This is a genomic window from candidate division WOR-3 bacterium, from assembly GCA_029858255.1.
In the GTDB taxonomy this organism is placed as follows: Bacteria; Hydrothermota; Tepidihabitantia; order SM23-42; family SM23-42; genus SM23-42.
This window is the reverse complement of the sequence record JAOUFJ010000001.1, coordinates 162,994-186,129: the sequence shown is the minus strand read 5'-3', so window position 1 is coordinate 186,129 and position 23,136 is coordinate 162,994. Positions and strand designations below refer to the sequence as shown.

21 protein-coding genes and 1 other RNA gene are annotated in these 23,136 nt (G+C 48.0%); 15 read left to right on the top strand and 7 right to left on the bottom strand.

All coding sequences use genetic code 11. From position 1 onward, the window contains the following. The first annotated feature begins 40 nt into the window (after positions 1–40). The 5 genes from OEV79_00940 (at position 41) to OEV79_00920 (ending at position 5,702) form a co-directional block, all read left to right on the top strand. Positions 41–661 (top strand): hypothetical protein, encoded by a 621-nt coding sequence (locus OEV79_00940; protein ID MDH4210004.1) that lies wholly within the window; start codon positions 41–43, stop codon positions 659–661. Between the two features lie 47 nt (positions 662–708). After that, the gene (locus tag OEV79_00935; protein ID MDH4210003.1) at positions 709–1,128 is read left to right on the top strand and encodes a DNA-binding protein; all 420 of its coding nucleotides are present in this window, start codon (positions 709–711) and stop codon (positions 1,126–1,128) included. Positions 1,129–1,172: 44 nt separating this feature from the next. Then, positions 1,173–2,579: an aminotransferase class III-fold pyridoxal phosphate-dependent enzyme gene (locus OEV79_00930; protein ID MDH4210002.1), complete on the top strand. Its 1,407-nt coding sequence runs from the start codon at positions 1,173–1,175 to the stop codon at positions 2,577–2,579. After that, positions 2,576–3,934, top strand: coding sequence for a phosphomannomutase/phosphoglucomutase (locus OEV79_00925; protein ID MDH4210001.1), 1,359 nt, complete (start codon positions 2,576–2,578; stop codon positions 3,932–3,934). The genes OEV79_00930 and OEV79_00925 overlap by 4 nt, the downstream gene beginning before the upstream one ends. 61 nt (positions 3,935–3,995) lie before the next feature. Then, entirely contained in the window at positions 3,996–5,702 is a 1,707-nt protein-coding gene (locus OEV79_00920) for an agmatine deiminase family protein (GenBank protein MDH4210000.1), read from the top strand. Positions 5,703–5,711: 9 nt separating this feature from the next. Here OEV79_00920 and OEV79_00915 read toward each other — a convergent pair whose 3' ends face one another. The 5 genes from OEV79_00915 to OEV79_00895 all read right to left on the bottom strand — a co-directional run bounded on the left by OEV79_00915 (position 5,712) and on the right by OEV79_00895 (position 10,131). Continuing rightward, positions 5,712–5,999, bottom strand: coding sequence for a YbaB/EbfC family nucleoid-associated protein (locus OEV79_00915; protein MDH4209999.1), 288 nt, complete (start codon positions 5,997–5,999; stop codon positions 5,712–5,714). Next, on the bottom strand, positions 5,996–7,399 hold the full coding sequence (gene dnaX, locus OEV79_00910) for a DNA polymerase III subunit gamma/tau (protein MDH4209998.1): 1,404 nt from the start codon (positions 7,397–7,399) through the stop codon (positions 5,996–5,998). The genes OEV79_00915 and dnaX overlap by 4 nt, the downstream gene beginning before the upstream one ends. Positions 7,400–7,624: 225 nt before the next feature. Beyond that, positions 7,625–7,908, bottom strand: an RNA gene (gene ffs, locus OEV79_00905) — signal recognition particle sRNA large type. 6 nt (positions 7,909–7,914) lie between these two features. After that, entirely contained in the window at positions 7,915–8,916 is a 1,002-nt protein-coding gene (locus OEV79_00900) for an ABC transporter substrate-binding protein (protein ID MDH4209997.1), read from the bottom strand. 3 nt (positions 8,917–8,919) lie between these two features. Continuing rightward, a complete protein-coding gene (locus OEV79_00895) occupies positions 8,920–10,131 on the bottom strand; it encodes a tetratricopeptide repeat protein (GenBank protein MDH4209996.1) in 1,212 nt (403 codons plus the stop codon). Between the two features lie 143 nt (positions 10,132–10,274). Here OEV79_00895 and OEV79_00890 point away from each other — a divergent pair, with 143 nt between their 5' ends. Genes OEV79_00890 through rnc form a run of 3 tightly spaced genes read left to right on the top strand, consistent with a single transcriptional unit; the run spans position 10,275 to position 12,591 of the window. Continuing rightward, on the top strand, positions 10,275–11,543 hold the full coding sequence (locus tag OEV79_00890; protein ID MDH4209995.1) for an SPOR domain-containing protein: 1,269 nt from the start codon (positions 10,275–10,277) through the stop codon (positions 11,541–11,543). 3 nt (positions 11,544–11,546) lie between these two features. Continuing rightward, on the top strand, positions 11,547–11,924 hold the full coding sequence (locus tag OEV79_00885; protein MDH4209994.1) for a Rid family detoxifying hydrolase: 378 nt from the start codon (positions 11,547–11,549) through the stop codon (positions 11,922–11,924). Further along, a complete protein-coding gene (rnc, locus tag OEV79_00880) occupies positions 11,905–12,591 on the top strand; it encodes a ribonuclease III (GenBank protein MDH4209993.1) in 687 nt (228 codons plus the stop codon). Before OEV79_00885 ends, rnc begins: the two co-directional genes overlap by 20 nt. Before the next feature lie 61 nt (positions 12,592–12,652). On the opposite strand, the gene OEV79_00875 is transcribed toward rnc, so the two are convergent. Further along, the gene (locus tag OEV79_00875) at positions 12,653–15,034 is read right to left on the bottom strand and encodes a PEP-utilizing enzyme (GenBank protein ID MDH4209992.1); all 2,382 of its coding nucleotides are present in this window, start codon (positions 15,032–15,034) and stop codon (positions 12,653–12,655) included. After that, on the bottom strand, positions 15,018–16,883 hold the full coding sequence (locus OEV79_00870; protein MDH4209991.1) for an ATP-binding cassette domain-containing protein: 1,866 nt from the start codon (positions 16,881–16,883) through the stop codon (positions 15,018–15,020). The genes OEV79_00875 and OEV79_00870 overlap by 17 nt, the downstream gene beginning before the upstream one ends. A gap of 180 nt (positions 16,884–17,063) precedes the next feature. Here OEV79_00870 and OEV79_00865 point away from each other — a divergent pair, with 180 nt between their 5' ends. The 7 genes from OEV79_00865 (at position 17,064) to OEV79_00835 (ending at position 23,021) form a co-directional block, all read left to right on the top strand. After that, entirely contained in the window at positions 17,064–18,707 is a 1,644-nt protein-coding gene (locus tag OEV79_00865) for a hypothetical protein (GenBank protein ID MDH4209990.1), read from the top strand. A gap of 257 nt (positions 18,708–18,964) precedes the next feature. Then, entirely contained in the window at positions 18,965–19,267 is a 303-nt protein-coding gene (locus OEV79_00860) for a nucleotide pyrophosphohydrolase (GenBank protein MDH4209989.1), read from the top strand. Positions 19,268–19,312: 45 nt separating this feature from the next. Continuing rightward, on the top strand, positions 19,313–19,699 hold the full coding sequence (locus OEV79_00855; protein ID MDH4209988.1) for a four helix bundle protein: 387 nt from the start codon (positions 19,313–19,315) through the stop codon (positions 19,697–19,699). 69 nt (positions 19,700–19,768) lie between these two features. After that, a complete protein-coding gene (locus OEV79_00850; GenBank protein MDH4209987.1) occupies positions 19,769–20,854 on the top strand; it encodes a hypothetical protein in 1,086 nt (361 codons plus the stop codon). Between the two features lie 9 nt (positions 20,855–20,863). Continuing rightward, complete coding sequence (locus tag OEV79_00845) at positions 20,864–21,523, top strand: hypothetical protein (protein MDH4209986.1); 660 nt, start codon at positions 20,864–20,866, stop codon at positions 21,521–21,523. Beyond that, complete coding sequence (locus OEV79_00840) at positions 21,520–22,383, top strand: hypothetical protein (protein ID MDH4209985.1); 864 nt, start codon at positions 21,520–21,522, stop codon at positions 22,381–22,383. The genes OEV79_00845 and OEV79_00840 overlap by 4 nt, the downstream gene beginning before the upstream one ends. Further along, positions 22,380–23,021, top strand: coding sequence for a hypothetical protein (locus OEV79_00835; protein ID MDH4209984.1), 642 nt, complete (start codon positions 22,380–22,382; stop codon positions 23,019–23,021). The genes OEV79_00840 and OEV79_00835 overlap by 4 nt, the downstream gene beginning before the upstream one ends. Positions 23,022–23,136: the final 115 nt, after the last annotated feature.

Genomic DNA, 23,136 nt, shown 5'->3' with positions numbered 1-23,136 from the left:
TGCAATCAAGCTTCAATCACCGTAATCGATGGTGCAACCAATGAGTAGTGATCCCTGGATCTGGATAGGCGCGATCTTAACCCTGATGATATTCTCGTTTCTGTATAAAGATAATCCGTTCTACAAGTTTGGCGAACATCTTTTCGTCGGGGTGGCAAACGGATACTATATCGTCTATTATTGGCAGAATGCGTTGAAACCGAATCTCTTTGAACCGCTGAGCGCCGGACAGTTCATCTACATCGTGCCGCTTCTATTGGGGCTTATGTACTTTGCCAGATTCATACCCAGGATAGCGTGGCTCGTGCGGATCCCGATCGGATTCACCATTGGGTGGGGTGCAGGACTTTCCATACCCGCGTATTTCCAGGCCGATGTTCTCAGGCAACTCGAGGGAACCGTAGTGACACCAGCAACCTTCTCAGACACGGCAACCGGCATCTGGGCGGTCATTATCCTGGTCGGTGTTGCGTGTACGCTCATCTACTTTTTCTTCTCAAAAGAACACAAGGGCATTCTCGGTCACACCTCAAGACTCGGCATTATCTTCATCATGATAGGTTTCGGTGCTTCATTCGGTTATACGGTAATGGCAAGAGTCAGCCTTCTAATTGGCAGAATACAGTTCCTGCTCGGCCCGTGGCTGGGGCTAATAGATTAGCACAATACAGGAGCACGTAGTACCAGCCAGCATAATAGGAGTTGTAAATGAAGATGAAAAAATTTAATAATAATTGGGTGATTCGTCTCGAGAAAAATGAAGAAATAATCTCGGCACTAAGAGAAGGCATTCAGCGTGCCGGGATCGAAGGTGCATTCTTCTACGGTCTGGGTGTTGGAAAGAATCTTGAACTGGGGTTTTTTGACGCCCACCAGAAGAATTACGTTAAGAAGAGATTTGAAGATGAATACGAATTCACGAATCTTGTCGGCAATATTTCTGTAGTCGATGGTCAAATCACGGTCCACTGTCATGCTACGATCACTAACAAGGAATTTCAGGCGTTTGGCGGACACCTGTTCGAAGGCGTGGTGCAAGCAACCCTTGAAATTATTCTTTTTCCTTTCGACAAACCACTAACCCGTCGCCTGGATGAGAATACCGGATTGAAGTTGCTGGAACTATGACCCACAGACATACAAATATTCATGGATAAAAGGAGCAGCAACGCATGATCAAATACAACTCTCCAGAAATAAGCAAAAAGGCCCGAGCGATCATTGATCGGGACCAAAAAATCATGTTCGGGGCGCACACCCGCACCAGTGAAATTCCACTGGTTGTGGATCACGCTCAAGGGGCAAACGTAACCGATGTCGACGGCAAGACGTATCTCGATTTCGGCGCTGGCTTTGCCGTAGTTGGCACCGGGCACTGCCACCCCGACGTCATATCTGCAGTCGAAGAACAAATCCGTAAACTCATCCATATTTCTGGCGCCGATTTCTACTACACTCCGCAGATCGAACTGGCCGAAAAGTTGATTGAAATAACACCCGGCGATTATGACAAAAGGGTGTATTTCGGAAGCTCGGGCGCCGAGGCGGTTGAGGCTTCACTCAAGATCGCCCGCTGCTTCACGAGACGGCCAAGAATGATAAGTTTCCTTGGCGCTTTTCACGGCCGTACCTTTGCCGGCATGACGATGTCGGGAAGCAAGAAGGTTCAGCGCGCGCATTTCTCCGGATTGATACCGGAAGTCTACCATGTTCCATATCCTTACTGCTACAGATGTGTATTCGACCATAAATATCCCGAGTGCATCAAACATGATTACAATGGCGTACCACTACTGTATTGCGTATCCTATCTCACCGACGTTATATTCGAAAGACTCATTGCACCGGACGATGTCAGTCTGATCATGGTCGAACCAATTCAGGGCGAAGGTGGCTATATAGTCCCACCCAAGGAATTTCTGCCAGCCCTCAGAAAAGTCTGCGACGATCACGGAATAACACTCATTTTCGACGAAATACAGAGCGGCCTTGGAAGGACGGGAAAATGGTTTGCGTGTGACCATTTTGGCGTAGCGCCGGACATCACGCTCACGGCCAAAGCGATAGCATCGGGCTTCCCAATGAGCGCCACGATCGGCAAAGCTGCACTCATGGATCCCGGCGTCGACCCAAGAGCATGGGTACCGGGATCCCATGGTTCAACCTTCGGCGGCAACCCGGTCATATGCGCCGCAGCCATCGCCACCCTGAGAGTCATTGAACAACAGTATATCAAGAATGCCCACGACATCGGCAGTTTCCTGAAACACGAGCTGAATGCTATGATGGAGCGCCACAAGATCATCGGTGAAGTCCGCGGTCTCGGATTGATGCTCGGTATCGAACTTGTACAACACAAGGCGCCCAAAGAATTCTTCCCTTCCCAGGTTACAAGGGAGGGAAAGAATATAAAAGAGGTAATAACAGGCGAATGCTTCAAGCGAGGGCTCATTCTCTACGGAGCCGGCATAAGTTCCCTGCGCATGTCTCCCCCTCTGATGATCACAAAAGATGACGCCAGAGCTGCCATCAAAATCCTCGATGAAGTGATCAGTGGAGTCGAGGAGCAGATGAAATGATAAACCCTTCGATATTCCGGGAATACGATATTCGGGGACTTGCAGAAACCGATTTGAGCGATGAGAATATCACCGTCTTTGCGCGCGGCGTTGGTACTTATTACAGAAATCTTGGACAGAAAAAAATCATCATTGGGCGTGATATGCGCATTTCGTCGCCACGCATCGCCGCCGCACTGATAAAAGGTCTAAACGACACGGGCTGTGACATCATCGATATCGGCATGGTTCCAACGCCCCTGCTATACTTCTCGCTGTTTCATTATGATACTGGAAATGGTATAATGATAACGGCGAGCCACAATCCGAAAGAGTTCAATGGCTTCAAGGTTGCATATGACCGCCGGACAATATACGGAGCCGAAATCCAGAGTCTTAGAAAGCTAATAGAGAACGGTGATTTCGCATCGGGGAAAGGTACTACTGAAGAGAGAGAAATCACGGATGATTACATTGAATATGTTACGCGTTCAGTAAAGGTAAAAAAGGGTATGAGGATCGCGGTTGATACAGGGAATGGAACCTGTGGTCCTGTATTCGAAAAAATACTCAACAAACTGGGTGTTGAACATCTTATGTTGTTCAAAACACCGGACGGAAATTTCCCCAACCATATTCCGGATCCAGTGGTGCCAGAACATATCAAAGCACTTATCGATACGGTAAAAAATGACGGCTATGCATGCGGGATTGGATTTGATGGAGATGGCGATCGCATCGGAACGCTCGATGAAAATGGTCAGGTAATATGGGGGGATGTCCTGCTGGCCGTATATGCCGAAGACCTGCTCTCGCGCATGCCAGGCGCCAAGATCATCTTCGAAGTGAAGTGTTCCAAGGGATTGATCGAAAGAATCCGGGAATTGGGCGGCAAACCCATTATGTATAAAACCGGCCATTCTCTGATCAAGGCGAAAATGAAGGAAGAAGATGCGCCCTTGGCCGGTGAAATGTCCGGGCACGTTTTCTTCGCCGACCGCTACTATGGATATGATGATGCCATGTATGCGGCATTAAGATTATGCGAGATACTCAGCAGAGGCGAATCACTTTCAAAACTTGCCTCGAGGGTACCTAAGTATTATTCCACCCCCGAGATAAGAATCGACACTACCGACGCAGCGAAGTTCGAGATCGTCGAAACACTGAAGGCTGATTTCAAAAAATCGTACCGTGTCATAGATATTGACGGCGTGCGCGTAGATTTTGATGACGGGTGGGGATTGATAAGACCTTCCAATACCCAACCTGTGCTCGTCCTCAGGTTTGAGGCAAAGACCGAAGCGAGGCTCGAGGAAATCAGAGAACTGTTTTTTGCCAAGCTGGCTGAGCACAAAAAGAGCATGCGGGCGTGACCGGCCGGATATTCAACAAGAATAACGCAATAATGATATCACGGAGTTTACTGGAGGTTCTATGAACATGTTGTTGTTGGCAGCGGTATTGACTGCCAGTGGCGAGCCATTGTTACCACAATGGATGACAAAAGAAGAAAGTCTTATGGTCGACGAAATTGGCAGGGGACACAGGGTAACTGCACCGCCCGACGGATGGGTTGAGACGCCGGCCGAATTTGAACAGCTCAGGGGTATTTTTGTTACCTGGATATACGGCTCATCCTCGACCAATCCGATATTCAGGCAGATCGTGGAGGAAGCAGGTGAGATCTGCAGGGTATACATAATCGTCGGCAGCACCAGCGAGCAGAACAGTATTATCAGTTACCTGCAGTCCTACAATATTTCGCTTGACTCGTTGTATTTCTACGTATGGCCCAGGAATTCGATATGGATAAGAGATTACGGACCATGGTTCATGCGCGAACATGATAACGCAGAAGGAATTGTTGATTTCATGTACAATCGACCGCGGCCGCTTGACGACACCATACCGTGGCGTATCGGCCAATCCTGGGGGATTCCAGTCTACGGTTCGCCCCTGGAGCACGCCGGAGGTAACTTCATGGTAGATGGCTTGGGGACAGGCTTCGCGAGCACGCTCATACAGCAGGAAAACCCATGGCTTACCACGACGCAGATCGAATCACTAATGCTCTCCTACAGCGGGCTCGACCAATTTGTTATACTGCCGAGGATCAATATCGAATACACCGGGCATATCGACCTCTGGACCAAGATATTGAATGACACGCTGGTCATGGTCGGCGAATATGCGCCTGGTCATCCCAATTACACCATGCTGAACGACAACGCCGATTCTATCAGCCGCTGCACAAACCGCGAAGGTTTCCCTTACAGGATCGTTCGCATCCCCATGCCATGGTCTACGTCGGATGCACCACCATCTTATCTTAATTCACTCTTTGTCAATAACAAAGTTCTGGTTCCGCTCTATAATCTGGCGGAAGATGATACTGCCCTTTTTGTCTACCAGCAGGCACTACCGGACCATGAAATCATCGGCATCGATTGCGCCGCCATGTCGGGTTCGGGGGGCGCTATACATTGCATCACCATCACGGCGCCCGAAGCCGAATATATCCACGTCAGGCATTATCCCTTGCCCAACACAATTGACACCTTGAACGATTACCGCATACGTGCCGAAATAACTACATCGAGCGCATTGATCAGTGATTCGACATTGATTTACTATTGCATAAACGACGGAGTTTATACTACGGTGCCATTGGGCCCGGTTGTCGATACACCAGGGGTGTATTCGGCGTATATACCGGCACAACATGCTGACGATACAATCCACTACTATCTGGCAGTACAGAACGAAGAAGGAACCCTGTGCACCTCTCCAAAACACGTACCACCGCAGAGCTACTCATTTGTGATCGAAGGAAATCCAGGTGTCTATGAACATTACGCAACGGACATATTTAATGGAATAGTAGCATCACCAAACCCAACGCGGGACAACATATCATTTAACTTTGATCTGCACGAATCAGCACATGTCAGGATTGCAGCGTACAATGTCCTCGGACAGCTGATCAGGATCATTACCGATGCTACCTTTGATGCAGGACATACTGAAATTTTCTGGGACCTTTCCGATGAACAGGGCAACAGGTTGCCCCGGGGTGCCTACTTCTACAGGATGTACAGCAATCTGGAAGAAAGAACGGGGAAAATATTATTGATTGAGTAACCCGGTGTATCAAAAAGGAGGCAGAGGAAAGCCGGTTAGAGACTTCAGGCTCTCCTGCGTTTTTTCCAGAATCTTCCTCTTTGCGTCGCTATACGCGGCAACTATAAGATCTTCAAGCATTACCACGTCCTTCTCCTCGAAAATCTGTGGTTCGATCTTGACCGCGATCACATTTTGTTCCCCATCCATCTGGATGGTTACCATACCACCGCCCGCACTACCTTCAACTTTTATCGCGCGGAGCTGCTCCAATAACTTCGACTGTAATTTCTGGGCTTCCTTCATGAAATTCTTCATCTTACTTCCTCTCCATCGAATAGCGCCCTTATTGCATCTTCAAGATTATTTTCCTTCTTGATATTCTCTCCGACTTCGACCAGCAGCGTAACATCGCGTGTCAATATTTTTTTCATTATCGTCTCTAAAAGGTCCTTGCTGCCAGTTAGAATCTTCCGGGAAAATTCCTGATCAACAGTTACGCGGACGTTGTTTTCCTTGACCTCAACAGAAGATTTCTGTATCAGCGCCGAGAGCTTGGGACTCTGTGCCTGCAGGACCGCGAGTAATTGCTGCTTGAAATCACCCTTGTCTGCCCTATCCTTTGTCACCTGTGCTGGACCATCACCCTGAATCAATTGGCAAAATAGCAGTTCAATGACGATCCGTGTATTGATGGATCTTCTGACCATCTCCTCCGATTTCAAAAGCACTTCAAGCATGTGCATTATCTTCTCTCTATCAATATCCAGGGAGCGGATTTTTTTTATTTCATCATCACTCAAATCCAGAAATTCCTGTGGCATATCACTGTACACAAAGAGCGCAGCACGCAAATAATCGACCACACCACGATATATCTCCAGCGGATCCGCCCCATCCTCAATACCTGTGTTCAGTGCAGTCAGCACATCCGCGTGATTTCCCTGTATTATTTTTTGCAGCAGGTCGAAATAGAATTCACTGCTCATGAATCCAACGAGTTTGAAAACATCATCCTCCGTGATCGTTCCTTCCACAAAGGATATTAGCTGCTCAAGAAGGCTCTCACCGTCTCGTATGCTACCATCGGCCCTCAATGCGATGTAGTGCAACGCCTTATCGGTAATACTGATATTCTCCTTCTCCGTTATCGACTTCAAGCGGCTGCAGATCTCTTTCACAGATAAGCGCTTGAAAGCGAATCGTTCACAACGTGATAGTATTGTCTGGGGTACCTTACCAGGATTTGTCGTGGCGAATATAAACTTCACGGAGGATGGTGGTTCCTCAAGTGTTTTCAGGAGGGCATTGAAGGCTTCGGGGGTGAGCATATGCACTTCGTCGATGATATATATCTTGTGTTTACCGTACAGCGGAGAGTATTGTACTGACTCACGCAGGTTTCTGATCTCGTCGATGCCGCGCGTCGACGCACCGTCGACTTCAACCACATCGATGCTGCGGCTCTGTGCGATCTCGCGGCACGACTGGCACTTTTGACATGGATGGACTGTAGGACCTTCTACACAATTCAAGCTCTTGGCGAATATTCGAGCAGCCGTTGTCTTGCCAATCCCACGCGGACCGGAGAAAAGGAAGGCATGCCCAATTCGGCCACTGCCTATCGCCCCTTTAAGCGAAAGCACCACGTGGCGCTGGCCTGTCAATTCATCAAAGTCCTGAGGTCGGTAGCGGAGCGAAATAACACGATGATTCACAATAATCCTCGCGGCGTTCGATAAATCCCAAATCCCAAGCACCAAATATCAAATAATTTCAAACTATCAAACTCCAATAACTAAAACCGTAGTATATTCGGAAAATTGTTGATCGGAATTCAGTATTTCGGATTTAGGATTTATGTAAAAGTAATTCAAAGTCGTCTCCTCACAATTCGAGTTCCATATTTTGAAGATACCCATTATAGTGTCGGAACAAACCGGTCGTGCAACTTGTTTCGCAAGAAAGATCAGGAACAGCAAGGCGAAGAACTCAGAGCAGGCTACCTTGTGACTAGCCCTTTCTACTTACCGCTGCTTCCTTCCGGACCTGACGGAGTTTGTAGACGGTACTATCGCAAGACCCGACCGTCAACGTACTTCAATTCCCTGCTGTTGCCCCTGAACATCCTAACTCAATCAAAGTATTCGACCCCGCATAAGCGGATTTCGGGTCATCCTGATTTGCATCGGGCATCAGGGCACCGCTAGCTCCCCGTCTAGCACGACCGGGATTATCTCGCGAAATCAATTTTTTCGAAAAGAAACTCAGAGGGTTTTATACCGCAAGTACCTATGCCTCTTTTTACCAGCTCGGTCTGCAGATTTTCAACACTCTTGACGCCGATCTCAGCAAGCCTTTCGAACTCCGGTGTTCTCATATTCGTCGCCAATTCGCCCTCTTCTGGCATCCCGTTAAGTCTCAGGACATAACGTTTTGCCACATCGGGGCTCCGCGACAGGTAAGCCAATGCCGCTTCAACTGCATTCTTAACGCGTATTGCGGCCAATCTTTTCTCGGTAGTGACAAAATTCTTACGCATAACAAGAGCGCCGTATGGTATATTAGGAACAATGTACGTCGATGCCAGACCCTCGGCAATCACTGAATTACCCGAGTATATCATATAGGCGCGGTACGGGTCGAGCACATACAGAACATCGGCTTTTTTATCCTCAAAGGCACGGCTGATTTCCTCGGCACTCAGTGGCACATACTCAACCTTTTTGAGATCCAGGTCTTCGCTCATTTCCGTCATGATCAAATTGACAAAGTACTCATCGCGCGCGAGGAATCCCAAACGTTTACCGCCGATATCCCTGAGCCGTGTGATTTTGGACTTTGCAGGAACGATGAACGCATCCATTGACCTGCCTGATTTTATCTCCAGCGAGCCAAAGGCCTTTACTGTATCTCCGTTCAGGCTCGGCGATATGATCAGCCAATACCAGGGAACAACGGCAACATCATATTCGCCGTTCTTGATCCCTTCAAGCGGGTCGCCTTTAACCTCAACAAACTCGGCTTTGACCTTTTCCAGGGCGAAGTAATTCCTCGTCGTATCCATCAAGGCGACATAGAAAGGCACTGTGTTAAAGGATTTATCGACGCCAAACCTTACCTCGGAAGGCAGGGACTCTTTGTAGATTGGATAGCCAACCACGATCAAAAGACCCACAAAGGCAATAAAGATAAAAATGGTTAGTATCCTTTCTTTTGCTTTTATGCTATTCATCGATTACTCCTTTTGCAGTTTCTCCGCCTTGGTTAACCATTCTAGAGCCTTCTTGTTATTACCCATCTCCCTGTACACGTAGGCCAAATTCGTCATCGCGTCAATATTTTCCGGTTCCAGTGCAAGAACCTTGTTTTCATAGATATCAACCGCCTTCTGGTATTCCTTCTTCTGCGTGTAATTGACGCCGAGATAGAACCATGCATATGCATCATCTGCATTTACCTTGGTTATTTTGTCAAAGAGGGCTATAGATTCATCGAACTTCTTCTGCTTCACATATAACTCACCGGTATAGTACAATGCGTCGACGTCATCGTCCTTGATATCAAGACTTTTCAACAAATTCTGCAGAGCCATCTCTTCGTTTCTCAAATTGTAGTAAGCCATTCCCATATAATAATAAGTACGCGACATACCATCGGAGGTTCTGTAGAATTGCTCCAGCGTCCTCCTTTGTGCATTCAACCCGCCATCAAAACCGAGCTGGACTTTAACCAGCTGGTCGAGTCCATCCTCGTCCTTTTTTGCCCATAGTGAAACGATCTCTTTCGCAATATCCTTGTCAACCGCTGGCAAATTCTGGAAAAGAACTTTTAACGTACGTTCGTACCTTATAAGGAAGTATTTCTCGGCCTCTTTGAAACTGACAACTGATGAATCGAAGACCCCTTTTTCAAATATTGCCTTTCCGACAAGAAAATACGCCTCGGGGTTCTCTGGGTCAATATTCAATGCTTTTGCGTAAGCGGCATTAGCCTTATCAATTTCACCCAATTCGCTGTATATCCCTCCTTCGAGAATATATTGGCTCACGTTCGTGGGATCGAATATTTCGCAATAACCCAAAGTCTGCAATGCTTCATCGTACTTCTTCTCACCCATCAAACTGATCGCTGCGTTATAAAAAGCTTGCCAGTAAACCGGGATATTTTGCTTATCGGTCATCATCCAGTTCACCGTCATGGCTGAGTCTATCGCTACGCCTCGCATGAACGCATCGGTCGCAGCCAGCCAGTTAGCCATTCCGATCTCCACCTTTGCCAGCAAACCATAATACTCATAATCATTTGGCGTTTTCTCAAGCCCGGACAGAATCTGCGCTTTTGCAGCTTCATAATCGCCCCGCTGAATATATATTCTGGCCGAATTTTTTGCAGTGGGTGGACAAGCAATAAAAAGAATGACAATACCGAGGAAGATTAGTTTTTTCATCGTGCCTCCTTGATTTAATTCTATTTAATATTCTCCCAAAGTCAATACTGAAAGTACGCATTTAGACCGGCAGAATCCAATGGTATGACAGGGGCCAGCGAAACCTACTATTGATTTTCCGCGTTTTTAGCCTAATATTAATCATGCTCATATATACGCTCTTAATGCCCTTCCTGTACTCGACATTTTTAGTAGATTCCACGCTCTACTCATTGGACATCGAGCACGAGACAGTTGATGCAATCAACCTCCCAAGACCGATCATTGATTACGTCGCCGCCGATTTCACATATATTGTCACGGATGATTGCCTGTACAAGATCGACCCTACGAGTGCACGGATCATCGACAGGACGCCGCTACCACTCCGATTCAATTATATTCTGCTTCGGAACACGGAGATCATCTTGATATCGACCGACGAAATTATTGCGCTCGACCGCACGAATCTTGCCTTCAAATCAGGCATTGGCATTGAGCGCGGCGACCACAGGCCGATCATCAAAGATCAAACATTTATCAGTATTCGTGGTCAACCTAGCATCTTTCTTCTGAGCGATGCCGGCGCGCGCAGCACGGTGAGGGCGGTTAACATCGAGTCGGGAAAAACAATCGCAAGGACGACGGTAAAACGTATGAAGGACATCATCTACGATCCTCGAGGTATGATTTTCATCGGACTGGAGGTTGGACAAGATCTGGCGATCCTTGACCTTACGATGAAGATGCAGAAAAGAATACATTTGAATTTCGAGGCGAAGGCCCTCGCCAGCTGGAATGAAGATTTGTGCATAGTTTCTGACCAGGGTATTTTTCTCATGACGAGAGAAGGGGAGTTGATTGATTGTCAGCCACTGCCGCGCGTGCGGAGCGTTTGCGGTTCAACGCTGTTGACCGATGACGCGATCTTCTGGCTCGATTCGCTCACCTTCAGGATCGGCGGATGGCTGCAGAACCAAAACAATATTGCGCAGCTCCTGCAAGATGCCAGTTCGGGTTACCTTATCGGCATCAACATTCACGGTGAAATGTATTTGATCGAAAATTCACCAGGACGTGTGTCAAAACTGAGATATCACCGGCGAGAGCTGGCGCAAATCCTGCCGTCATTACCACGAGCTGATTCACTATGGTACTTACAGCTCGGCGCCTTCTCAAATCCAACCTATGCCATGCAAATGTATGAAGAATTCAGGGATAAAAGGATACCCGTTTTCGTAGATACAGCAGCCCTTTACCGTATTAAATTCGGTGGGTTCACCGACAAGCCGGCAGCGCTCGATATCCTGGAAGCGATGAAACTTGATGGCTGGCTTGTCTTTGAACCAAGAAAATACAGCCATATATCCGAGATATTTTACGTTGGCGTTGAAAAATTCGTCATCAATGAGGGTGTCGTAGGAAAGGAGTAACTAATGAAAAGTGTAGTCAATACCGACAAGGCTCCAGCAGCCATCGGACCGTACTCGCAGGCAATAAAGGCAAACGGCTTTTTATTTACGGCAGGGCAGATAGCCATCAGCCCGGCCACTGGCGACATAATTAGCGGAGGCGTCGCCGAACAGACAAAGCAGGTTCTGGATAACCTGAAGGCAGTGATCGAAGCCGCCGGTGCAAACATGTCCGCAGTCGTTAAGACGACCGTGTACCTGATAAAAACCGAGGATTTTATCCCTATGAATGAGGCATATGCGCAGTACTTCAGCGATGAACCTCCTGCACGTACTACGACTTTTGTTGCTTCATTACCCAGGAATGTAACGGTGGAAATCGATGCCATCGTTCAATTATAAAACAATCGAGAAGAAGCTAAGGGTTAGCTTCCGAAAGAAAGCACTGCTTAAACTTGCCCTCACACACTCGTCCTTTCAAGGAAACGCGGCGAAGAAATCCGCCAAATCGAACGAAACGCTCGAATTCCTTGGAGATGCGGTGCTGGAACTGATCGTGCGCGAATACCTGCACAAGAAATTCCCTGAATTGGCCGAGGGCAAATTGAATGAGATAAAGATAAAGTATACTAACACTGATTCACTCCACCGTATCGGTAAGGAATTAAGTATTGGCGAATTCCTTCTGATGGACAAGGGCGAAGAACTCACCGGAGGCCGAGAGCGGCCCTCGAATATCGCCGGTGCTCTGGAAGCACTCATCGGCGCCATCTACCTTGACAGCGGCCTGGCCCGTGCACGGGCTTTCGTGCAAAAACATATCCTCAAGAAGGATTTTTCAGGATTGCTCGATTACAAATCCATGCTCAATAGATGGGCCATGAAGAATCAGTGCAGTATCGGATACCGGGTGGCAAAATCTCATGGGCCACCACACCGTAAGGTATTCCATGTCGATCTTTACATCGACAAGAAACGTATTAGCCGCGGTTCGGGTGATTCAAAAAAGAAAGCCCAACAAGCGGCCGCAAAGAAATTCTTCGAAGAGCAGTTAGAGCGGAAGAAATAACACTTCTCCGGCACTCGCTGTCAACACGCGCGCCGCCGCGGGGGGTTTTCTGCTCGAATCTTCAGTGCATGACGACTCTGCCCTCATCCGCATTCAACTCAATGGTTGAACCATCAGTAATGAGTGATGTTGCGCCGGTGATCGATATTGCCGGTATGCCGAGTTCACGTGCGACCATCGCTGCATGACAAATGACCCCGCCAACTTCGATCACCAAACCGGATGCGACGGTGAATAGTGGCGTCCATCCCGGGTCGGCGTGATGGGTGACCAATATCTCACCCTGCTTAAGTCTGTTGATCTTTGAAAAATCCCTGATGATGCGCGCCCGAGCCTTGACCCGGCCAGAACTCAGCGATTCCCCCGTCAAAATATTTGATTTCTTAACTCTCGTCATAACCCGCATACCATTCTCGTAGATGATATCGGGCACTTCAGCATCTGCATATTCGCGCCACTGTCTCTTGCGCTCTTCGACCGTGGTCCGAACTTCGCGCTTTGTCATTCGGGCGGCTGCAATACGCTCCAGATCACGCAGGGTCAGAAAGAAAATATCACGCGGTTTCCTCATGTATCCTTTGTCAGTCAATTGTTGTCCGCTCAACAACAATTGATCTTTCGTCTTAGCGGTTGTCTTCAAGTAGTAGTGCTTTCCATTTTCCCGCAGGGGGATGAACGCTTCGAGGCGCGGTATTATCGCCTTGAGCACGAAACGTTCGTATGGCCTCGAGTTCTTGATTATTTCTTTGATAACATCGTCACGCCGGACAAAATATTGAGCGCTGTCCTTTGCCGTCGCGATAACCTTGAACAGCATGGAATAGTCCTCACGCCAGTTGACACTGGCGATATCAAACTCAGCCGGACCGCGATGGCCAAAATCAATCATAAAATTCCCTATGTTTTGCCGGAATTCGGGATCCTTACGATAGAGTCTTTTGAGACGCGCCATGCTGACGATACCTAATTTATGTTTAGCCATTGTCGCCAGCCGATTTATGCTAATTGCCATTTCACCTGTCTTGTCGATGATGCCAATTATCGACCTGCGGGCTAATGTCTCTCCTCTTTTCCCAAGCCTCACGCTCAGCAAAACACCGAGCAATGCCAGGTAAAAACTACCCAGCAAGATCCCCCCGAAGTATTTCCTTGCGAATCTGTTTAATATCAGCTTTTCCCAGTCCGATGTCTTTTCGGTCATGACCTTCAATTCTTCACTCGGCTCAAAATCTCTGTAGTAAGCATCGATCCCTTCGTTCGCGAGGGCTATTTTGTTGCGCATCCAGCCATATCTGACAAAAGCAAGCGTGAGGTAGTAGAGGAGGCGAATGAGGGCAGTAATAGTAAAGGCGAACATCTTCGGTTTGGGGAGAATCTCGGGCAGGCTGTTGATGTCTACCGATCTAAATGCAACGGCCATCTGCGGGTCTACGGCATTATCACCACCCATAAAATCGAGGAGCGGACCGATCACTTTTCCATAAGCAAGGGTGTTATTCATGTTCCAATATAATCTTCCCGACAGCATTTCCACAGGACGGAATTTACGGTATGTATCTTCACTTATCGGAAAACTAAAAACGTCGATCATGATAGCCGGGAAGAAGGATGAATCGAATATTGACCAGCCCATGGGCGAAATCGGGTCAGGAATCGTCTCTCTCACATTTGCGTTGCACCACACGGTTCCTTTCTTCCCGGGAGCGGGCACCTGAACGAACACGGGCCGCGATTGAAGGATAAAGAGTCTGCCTTTTTGAAATGCCCATTCTACGTCCTGCGGTGCCGCGAAGAAACCTTCGATCTTCTTACCGACCTTTATCAATTCGGACACCTGTTTCTGCGATAGAATATCCTTCCCTCTCTTTTGGATCATCCTCTTATTCCTTATCCGGTACCGGGTGGGCATGATCTTGCCACTGACCAGTTTATCACCGAGACCCTCACAGCATTCTATCAGCACTTCATTGATAGAGAATGGACTCTGGGTCACCATGACACCGCTCACTTCGGGGTCAAGCTGGTGCTGGATGATCACGGCCATATCACCCGCAGGAACGTCCATCTGCTTGCTGTATTCCGACACACGCGGCGAACCCGCCGATTCCCATACCTCAACGACCGCCCGCATACCATGGCGGGGATCCTCAACATTGAGCAAGGTCGAATACATACCAGCGAATGAAATGCCGGCAAGGTCCTCAGCAGTGCAGGATGAACGAACCGCAACCCTGCCCCTCCTTAAAGAATGAACCAGAGCGTTTTCTATCTCCGCCCTGAGCAATGGTGAAATTTTCCCACTGGCTTTATACTCTCTATATGCTCGAGTGGAGATAACGCAAAATTCGGGCACCCTGAACATGCTGGCAAGCCGAAACAGATTGTATGCTTTCGTACCGATCACGCGACGGTTCTTCGTCGTATTCCTATTTTCTGTGTACATCACTCACCTCGCCGTTAAGCTGTTCCTGAAGGTCTTGAATTTCCTGCGTAAGTCTCTGATACTCTTCAAACAGACGCCGTGATTTCTTAGAACTGCTATCCGGCACCCCACGCATAAAAGTGGCGCGCAGTTTCTCCTGCCGCTCTTCTTTGGCAGCGATCTGACTCTTTATCATGTCAAGCTTCGAAGGTTTTTTCTTCGGGACTCTCTTCATTTCATGCGGCATACCATCATTTCTTTTTTTCCGCAAGTAGTAAGAAAAATCACCCGGATAATCGAGGATTTGTCCCCTTTTCATTTCTATTATCCGCCGTGCAAAGGCATTGATCAGGTCACGGTCATGGGTCACCAGCACTACTGCTCCTTCGTAGAGCTGTACTGCATGCTGTATAGAATCGGTAGATTCCTTATCCAGATGATACGTCGGTTCATCGAGAACCAGGAGATTGGAGGATGTCAACATGGATTTTAGTATAACGAGCCTCGTTTTTTCGCCCCCGCTCAAAACCCCCACTTTCTTGTTGATGTCATCACCCGAAAAAAGAAACAATCCCAGATAAGTGCGGATTTTCTGGCGGACTTCGGGAAGCGAGTCCTTGAGCACCTCATCAACAACCATGGATTTTGGATCAAGCGCACGCACGAGGTCATGTGAGAAAACACCGACCTGTAATCGGTCGCTCACCCGGCACTCGCCTCCGGAAGGATCTTCGAGCCCGCAGATGATACGGCTGAGCGTGGATTTACCTGCTCCATTCTTTCCGATCAGGGCGATCTTATCACCCTTCTCGATCGTGAAATTGACATTTCTGAAGATAGTCCTTTCGCCATATCTTTTTGTGATATTCTTCAGTTCGACCAGCCTGCGGCTGTGAACTTCGGCGACCGGAAACTCAACCCTGAGCCTCCGTCTCTCCCGCTCGACCCGAATACGCTCGAGCCGTCCAAGATATTTCTCTCGACTTCTGACCAATTTTGCCTTCGATTTGTTGGCTTTGTTGCGGGCAATGAACTCCTCTATTTCCCGGACGCGCTTCTCCTGAACCTTGGCCCGCTGGACGAGTTTCTCTTTCCTCAAATCTGACTGCAGAAGGTAATCGGTATAGTTAGCGCGGTACGCACGGAATACGCCGTCATCCAGCTCCCAAATGCCGCAAACACCATTTGGACTCTGGAGCAACTTGTCCAGAAAATACCGGTCATGAGAAACGGCGATTATTGCGCCGCCAAAAGCCTGGAGATATTCCTCCAGCCACTGAATGGATTCAATGTCCAGATGATTGGTCGGCTCGTCGAGCATCAGCACGTCGGGTCTATTTAGTAGTATTCGCGCCAGCACGATGCGCATCTGCCAACCGCTCGAGAATTCTTCAACCTTCTTATCGTATTCTTCTTGCGCAAAACCCAACCCGGCAAGTACACGATATGCCTTATTCTCGTAACCATATCCGCCCATCTTGTGAAATTTTTCTTCAGCCCGCTCACACGCCTTCATCGACTCTCGCGAATGTGGATCAGCACTGATATTTTCTCTCGCGATCCCCAGCTGGCGCAGACAATCGTTGTATTCGCGCAGCACCTCGTCTTTCAACCTGCTGCCATGCAAAACCATATCCTCCTGTGGAAGATAACCAAACTTGAGGCCGCGCCGCCGTTCGACGTACCCATTCGACGGCATGACGTCACCCTTCATGATACGGAGCATCGTTGTCTTGCCGCTGCCGTTAGGTCCAACCAATCCGATGCGGTCGCGAACGTTAATGCTCGCATTGACTTTATGGATCAATGTCCGCTCACCGATCGAATACTCAAGATCATTTAGTTTAATCATATCTGTAGTGGGTTCCATACATCATACAGGAATAGCATGATTAGTCAAGCCAAGAAATGTTCGGGAACAAATCTTGACATATTCTCAATGTTATATATAATTCGAACAGTATAGGATGCTACAAGCATTCAAAGCGAAAGGAGGTGAATCCACAACGAGAAAGGTTTTTGATAGACATCGCTCTAAAGGAGGAAAAACATGAAGCACATCGTGGTTATCACGATTATGGTGTCGCTCTCTTTCGGGTTGGTTACCGAATCTTTCAGGTATCAGTCAACTGCCGGGCTCTTCGAGGATGATTACGACCTGCTGTTCGAGGCAGCACGGATACCTGAAATCACAGGAGCTCGGCTCTGGACGAGTCTTGCGAATTTCGTAACCGGCGATGAGAATTTGTTCTCGGGCGGCAGCCAGCCACACATCATCATCGGCGGCGTTACCGGTCTGGGCAGTCTCTATCCAGGTGTCATGTATGATCGGCTTGCCGAAAAGACCGCTCTGAACACGGGGCTGGTAGATCCGTACGGTAATCCAATCTACGGTGAAGGAGAATTGACAATCGAGAATCTGAACAACCCGGATACTTTAGGTAACTTTACGAACAGGACGGTTGAAACGAGGACAATTTCGGCATATGATCTCGTGGCGAGCAGCGACTGGTACCTTGCGTTGGCAACGAAACTCAATAACCTTCGCCTGGGCCTGGGATTCATGCACAGCGACTATCGCACGACAATGACCGACCCGGCAAACAATTACACCTATTCATTCTTTAATGAAGACCTACTCGCGGATACTCTGGAATATCTGCGCACCGAGAGTTTCATCGGCGACGAGATCGATAAAAACAGCAGAAATGCATTCATGTTCAGCGCTTGGAATGATTATGACAACATTTCCTTTGGGATGAACGTCGGATTTGATATGCTGAGCGCGACGAACGAGGCAATAATTCTCGGTGATTCGGCTGAGTACGATTATCCGATGAACCAGGATACGAGTTTCACCGTTGTTTCGATATTCGATTCCCTGATGCAACCGCAGTCTGGAAGCAGAATAACCATCGGATTGAAATCTTTCTACGACTATAACGAAAATGCTCAGGGCAGATTCTATCTCGACTTCTTCACACAGTCACTTGACTACGGTGATGATGCAATGGATTATTTCTTCAAGACACGTGAGGAGAGCTATAATACATTCACCTATGACACCGTTAATACGGTCACGACATACGATGGCGGCAGCAGCACCAAGGGTCTACGGGTAGGCACAAAACATCTGTTCAACATCTCCCCGCGCGTGAAATTCGGCATCGGCCTTTTCTTCAACACCGCATCATATTCAGATTCGACAACGGCGACCGACAACACAGTATCGATAAGAGTATTTGACAATGGCGATACCATTTCAGGACCTGAAGACTACACGCGCACGATCACACAGAGTGAAACCTGGATGACGCTGGTTGACGGCAGTGTTAACAGTTTTGTGATTCCAGTCGGGCTGGAATTTTTGGTCACCAAGCCCTTGGTTTTTCGCCTGGGTGCCCAGCATACACTTTCCTATAGAGATTACACTACGACCACGGAACGCATCGCCTATGAACCTCAGCGTACACTGACCGTCTACGGTGATGGTAGTCAGACCGAGGTCATCGACGACCCAGGTGCGACCCCAACGGCTTCTGTCGAACAAGAGACCGAGAAAGTCCCCATGACAGATTATTACTATGGAATCGGATGGATGGTCACTAATAATCTCCAGATCGACCTCATGGGGTTCAACGAACTCACTGATCTCTCAAACTGGAGACTATCTGCCACATTGAGATTTGACTAAATACATTCACTCTCACGAGTAGTGTTCAATTAGGTAACACATATGAGGGAAGGGTCAAGACCCTTCCCTCATCTTTTTCTAAACCTTGATTTTTCATTTACCGCAGTTATAATAATACAGACATCCATGACAGAAAGAACAAACATAATATCGCAACACCCAAAACGTCCCTCAATCGAGCTTACCAAACTAACACACACTGCCTGTCTACTTACAGCATCTCAACCCCAATCCACGTCCAATAGCCACTACAAAAATTGGATCTGAACAAGTACCAAGAACTAATACGAACCCTGTACTTCGAGAAGGACTCGAGGCGAGGGCTCGACAAAACATTCAACTGGCTCGTCGAAGAGATTGGCGAACTCTCCAGAGCAATACGTAAGAAAGATCGGGAAAAGATTGCGGAAGAATTCGCGGATTGTCTCGCCTGGCTTCTTTCCGTTGCCTCGATACTCCGAATAGATGCAGAAGACGCCATGACCAAATACCGGAACGGTTGCCCGAAATGCCATAAGACACCGTGTGGTTGTCACGAAAAACGTACTAGTGACTCGTAGATCGTATTCGTTTGAAAAAAAACATGGATTTGAAAGGGAGGATATATGAAAAAACCAAAAATAAAAAATGTGTGGGACATGGATGTCTTCAAGTTAGCACATGTACTTACTCTTCAAGTATATGAGAAAACTCGTACCTTTCCACGATTCGAATTGTATTCTCTGATCTCCCAAATGCGGAGAGCGGCAAGTTCCGTTCCCATGAATATTGCAGAGGGAGCGGCACGGAATACGCGACTCGAATATCGCAGATTTGTATCGATAGCCAAAGGATCGGTAGGAGAGATATCTTATCAGATCATCTTAAGCAGAGATCTTGGTTACTTAACTAATAACGATTCAGATGATCTTCTGAAGGCATATGATCGTGTGGGCATGATGCTCACCAGACTGGCGCATAGCCTTGCGCAGAAGGCAAGAACAAGTTTGTGAAATATATAGAAACGAGTACGAAATACGTAACACGAATACGATAATGTGTGAAAAGCGTTAGGAGGTTCAATGATATTAGTGCTGCTATGTTCGTTAGCGGGTTTAGCGCCCCCGACTGACGTCCGGGTGTATGATGCACCGAGTGACGGAGGAGGCGTGGTAGTCGTCGAATGGAATTTATCGCCGGATGATGCAGTGATCGACGGTTATGATATCTACCGCAGTGAAAACGGCGTGGATTTCGCAAGAGTCGGTTTCATCGGCAAAAGCCGCTCATCCTACAGCGACCAGACAGAAGACGGGGTCGTTTTCCAATACAAAGTGGCAGCTGTTGCAGATACCCTGCGGTCCTTTTCACAGCCGAGCGTTGAAGTCGCGAGCAAAGCGTCCTGGATCAATATTGACAAAATAAATATCTATATTGCGATGATCATATTTGGCGGACTGATTCTGTATTTCATATCTCACGCCCGCAAAGGCAAGAATTTATACATCAGGAAAATCGCCGGGTTACAGGCAATCGATGATGCTATTGGTCGCGCGACCGAAATGGGTAAGCCGATATTATACACCCTGGGACTCGGATACATTGAGGACATCGCGACGATCGCAAGTCTCAATATCCTGGGTGAAGTCGCAAAGAAAGCAGCCCAGTATGACACGAAGCTGATCGTGCCCAACGCTGACCCTATCGTGTATACTGTGGCACGCGAAATAGTCAAAGAATCTTATACAAAAGCCGGCAGACCCGATGCGTATGATCCTGACAGCGTCTTTTTTCTGGCACGCGAACAGATGGCGTACGCTGCCGGCATTGATGGCATCATGACCCGGGAAAAACCCGCCACCAACTTTCTGATCGGATATTTCGCCGCAGAGTCATTGGTGCTAGCGGAAACCGGCGCCGCAACCGGAGCGATCCAGATCGCCGGAACCGACGCCCTTGCCCAGTTACCGTTCTTCGTGACCGCATGCGACTACACCCTGATCGGTGAAGAATTATATGCAGCATCCGCCTATATCTCAAAACGACCATTGCTTCTTGGCGCCATAAAGGGCGAGGATTGGGCAAAAGTTGTTATTGTAGCGGCGCTAATATTGGCATCTATTGTCGGGTTGCTTTCTCGATTTCCAATACTCAATTTGTTTGAATAGGAGTCGACCATGAAAAAAATGATACCTTTGACCCTTATATTCATTGCCGGGTTGCTCGGCGTGATCTCATTTGTCATTCCTCATCCCTCATACCAAGTATATGACGAATGGATACGTAACGATCTCCTGCGCGTGCTCTCCGCATTTGCAGTAGTGCTTGCACTCGGTAGTCTGCTCAGAGTGCACTTTGACAAGATCAAACGTAAACGGAGAAACTGGCAATTTTCCTGGTTACTGCTCTTCGCGTTCGCAGCTTCAGCCGCGATTGGACTGTTTGGCGGCGTCGCAGCAGATGGCATTTTGCCAACCGCGATCGGTTCATTCCGATTCGACATTCAAACACTGTATGAAAATATCGTAATACCGCTCGCCTCTTCCATGTTTGCACTCCTTGCATTTTTCATGGCTTCGGCAGCGTACCGCGCTTTCAGGGTGCGGTCAATGGAAGCAACACTTCTTCTGACAGCGGCTTTCATCGTGATGATCGGTCTATTGCCCCTCGGTTACAGTATATCGAAACACCTGCCCGAATTTGTCCAGTGGATATTGAACGTGCCTAATGTTGCAGGCCAGCGCGGCATAGTATTCGGCATTGCGCTCGGTGTGATCGCAACGTCCTTGAAGATCATCCTTGGAATTGAACGTGCCTGGCTGGGAGGTGGCGAGTGAAACTATACGAGAGACTCATGACGATAGACCGTAGGATCATCTATGCGATCCTGCTCGCTGTCGTCACGCTGCCACTCGTTTTCCCGTCCGTTCTGGAAGTCACACCAATGACACCTGTTGAGAAACTCTTCACGGCAGTGGATAAAACAACGGATGATAAGGCGCTTATCCTCGACTGCAGCTATTCGCCACAGATAAAGGCCGAGGTCGAGCCGATGGCGATCGCCGTGCTCAGACACGCGTTCCAAACAAGGAAAAAAATTCTTGTCTTGAGCTTGTACGTTGAGATGATCGGACTGGCAACGAGAGCTATAAATCAGGTAGTCGAAGAATTCAATATCTCTGCCCAGACTTACGAAGACAGTATCATATATGGACGCGATTACGTGTTCCTCGGCTGGCAGCCACCGCCTATTGTACCGATGCTCGGTATGGGCGAGAGCATAGCCAACATATATGTCGTTGATTACTATGGAAACCAAACCGACACCCTCCATATGATGGAAAAAATCAGGAATTATAATGACATAAGCATACTCGTAGCACTGAGCGGCTCACGTATACCAATCTCATGGGTTGCCTACGCACAAAACAGGTACGGCCTGCAAGTTGGGGTTGGATGCACGGCAGTATCTGGAGCAGATTTCTATCCTTACTACCAAACCGGTCAATTCACCGGACTCATGGTCGGCATGAAAGGTGCGGCAGAATATGAAGAACTGGTTGAGACTAACTACGGGGTGAAAGGAAGACGCGTTGCGAGCGAGGCAATGCTTTCCCTCACTTACGCCCATCTCGCGATCATGCTCTTTATCGTTATCGGGAACATTGGGTTTTTCCTGCACAGGAGGAAAAAATGAACATCTCAACTGACCCGTGGGTATGGATAGCATCGATTTTGAGTTTGGCAATACTATCTTTTCTGTACAAAGAAAATCCGTTCTTCAGAGCCGCAGAACATATTTTCTTGGGCGTCGCCAACGGATACCTCGTTACCTTCTACTGGCATCGTATTCTCATGCCTATTCTCTTCAGACCATTATTCCAGCAGGGTGATTTGTTGCTTATCATTCCATTCACTATCGGCATACTCTATCTAGCACGTTTTATTCCGAGAATATCATGGCTTGTGCGCATACCGATCGCCATCTACATGGGATATTGGACAGGCGTGCTGATTCCGGCAACGATCCAAGCGCAGATCATCAAGCAAATTCAAGGTACAGTATTAACATCCGCTAATTTTCAATCATGGAACGCTGGCCCGTGGGGCATTGTTTGGTCAGTCATAGTCTTTATAGGCGTGCTCTGCACAATCTCCTATTTCTATTTCTCGCGCGAGCACAAGGGCGTAATAGGTGCCACCTCACGTGTGGGCATTGTCTTTGTGATGATTGGATTTGGAGCAGCCTTCGGGTATACTGTAATGGCGCGTATCAGTCTGTTGATAGGCAAATTGCAGTTCTTGCTGGGAGATTGGCTGGGAATCATTAAGTAAGCGCGCATACCCCAGAACACATTCCGGCGCACCGTCGGCAGAGGAGAGGCGGTGCGCCGCATTTCATAAATCTCTTTACATCTCCTTTTTCTCAACTATAATGTCGTTTCACGAA

What these genes read in the sequence shown, in the direction of transcription:
- OEV79_00925 (MDH4210001.1), top strand. Translation starts at nt 2,576, where the DNA reads ATGATAAACCCTTCGATATTCCGGGAATACGATATTCGGGGACTTGCA.
- OEV79_00895 (MDH4209996.1), bottom strand. Translation starts at nt 10,131, where the DNA reads ATGAAAAAACTAATCTTCCTCGGTATTGTCATTCTTTTTATTGCTTGT.
- rnc (MDH4209993.1), top strand. Translation starts at nt 11,905, where the DNA reads ATGCCATCGTTCAATTATAAAACAATCGAGAAGAAGCTAAGGGTTAGC.
- OEV79_00865 (MDH4209990.1), top strand. Translation starts at nt 17,064, where the DNA reads ATGAAGCACATCGTGGTTATCACGATTATGGTGTCGCTCTCTTTCGGG.
- OEV79_00915 (MDH4209999.1), bottom strand. Translation starts at nt 5,999, where the DNA reads ATGAAGAATTTCATGAAGGAAGCCCAGAAATTACAGTCGAAGTTATTG.
- OEV79_00835 (MDH4209984.1), top strand. Translation starts at nt 22,380, where the DNA reads ATGAACATCTCAACTGACCCGTGGGTATGGATAGCATCGATTTTGAGT.
- OEV79_00875 (MDH4209992.1), bottom strand. Translation starts at nt 15,034, where the DNA reads ATGTACACAGAAAATAGGAATACGACGAAGAACCGTCGCGTGATCGGT.
- OEV79_00850 (MDH4209987.1), top strand. Translation starts at nt 19,769, where the DNA reads ATGATATTAGTGCTGCTATGTTCGTTAGCGGGTTTAGCGCCCCCGACT.
- OEV79_00900 (MDH4209997.1), bottom strand. Translation starts at nt 8,916, where the DNA reads ATGAATAGCATAAAAGCAAAAGAAAGGATACTAACCATTTTTATCTTT.
- OEV79_00855 (MDH4209988.1), top strand. Translation starts at nt 19,313, where the DNA reads ATGAAAAAACCAAAAATAAAAAATGTGTGGGACATGGATGTCTTCAAG.
- OEV79_00845 (MDH4209986.1), top strand. Translation starts at nt 20,864, where the DNA reads ATGAAAAAAATGATACCTTTGACCCTTATATTCATTGCCGGGTTGCTC.
- OEV79_00920 (MDH4210000.1), top strand. Translation starts at nt 3,996, where the DNA reads ATGAACATGTTGTTGTTGGCAGCGGTATTGACTGCCAGTGGCGAGCCA.
- OEV79_00870 (MDH4209991.1), bottom strand. Translation starts at nt 16,883, where the DNA reads ATGGAACCCACTACAGATATGATTAAACTAAATGATCTTGAGTATTCG.
- OEV79_00930 (MDH4210002.1), top strand. Translation starts at nt 1,173, where the DNA reads ATGATCAAATACAACTCTCCAGAAATAAGCAAAAAGGCCCGAGCGATC.
- OEV79_00940 (MDH4210004.1), top strand. Translation starts at nt 41, where the DNA reads ATGAGTAGTGATCCCTGGATCTGGATAGGCGCGATCTTAACCCTGATG.
- OEV79_00885 (MDH4209994.1), top strand. Translation starts at nt 11,547, where the DNA reads ATGAAAAGTGTAGTCAATACCGACAAGGCTCCAGCAGCCATCGGACCG.
- OEV79_00890 (MDH4209995.1), top strand. Translation starts at nt 10,275, where the DNA reads ATGCTCATATATACGCTCTTAATGCCCTTCCTGTACTCGACATTTTTA.
- OEV79_00935 (MDH4210003.1), top strand. Translation starts at nt 709, where the DNA reads ATGAAGATGAAAAAATTTAATAATAATTGGGTGATTCGTCTCGAGAAA.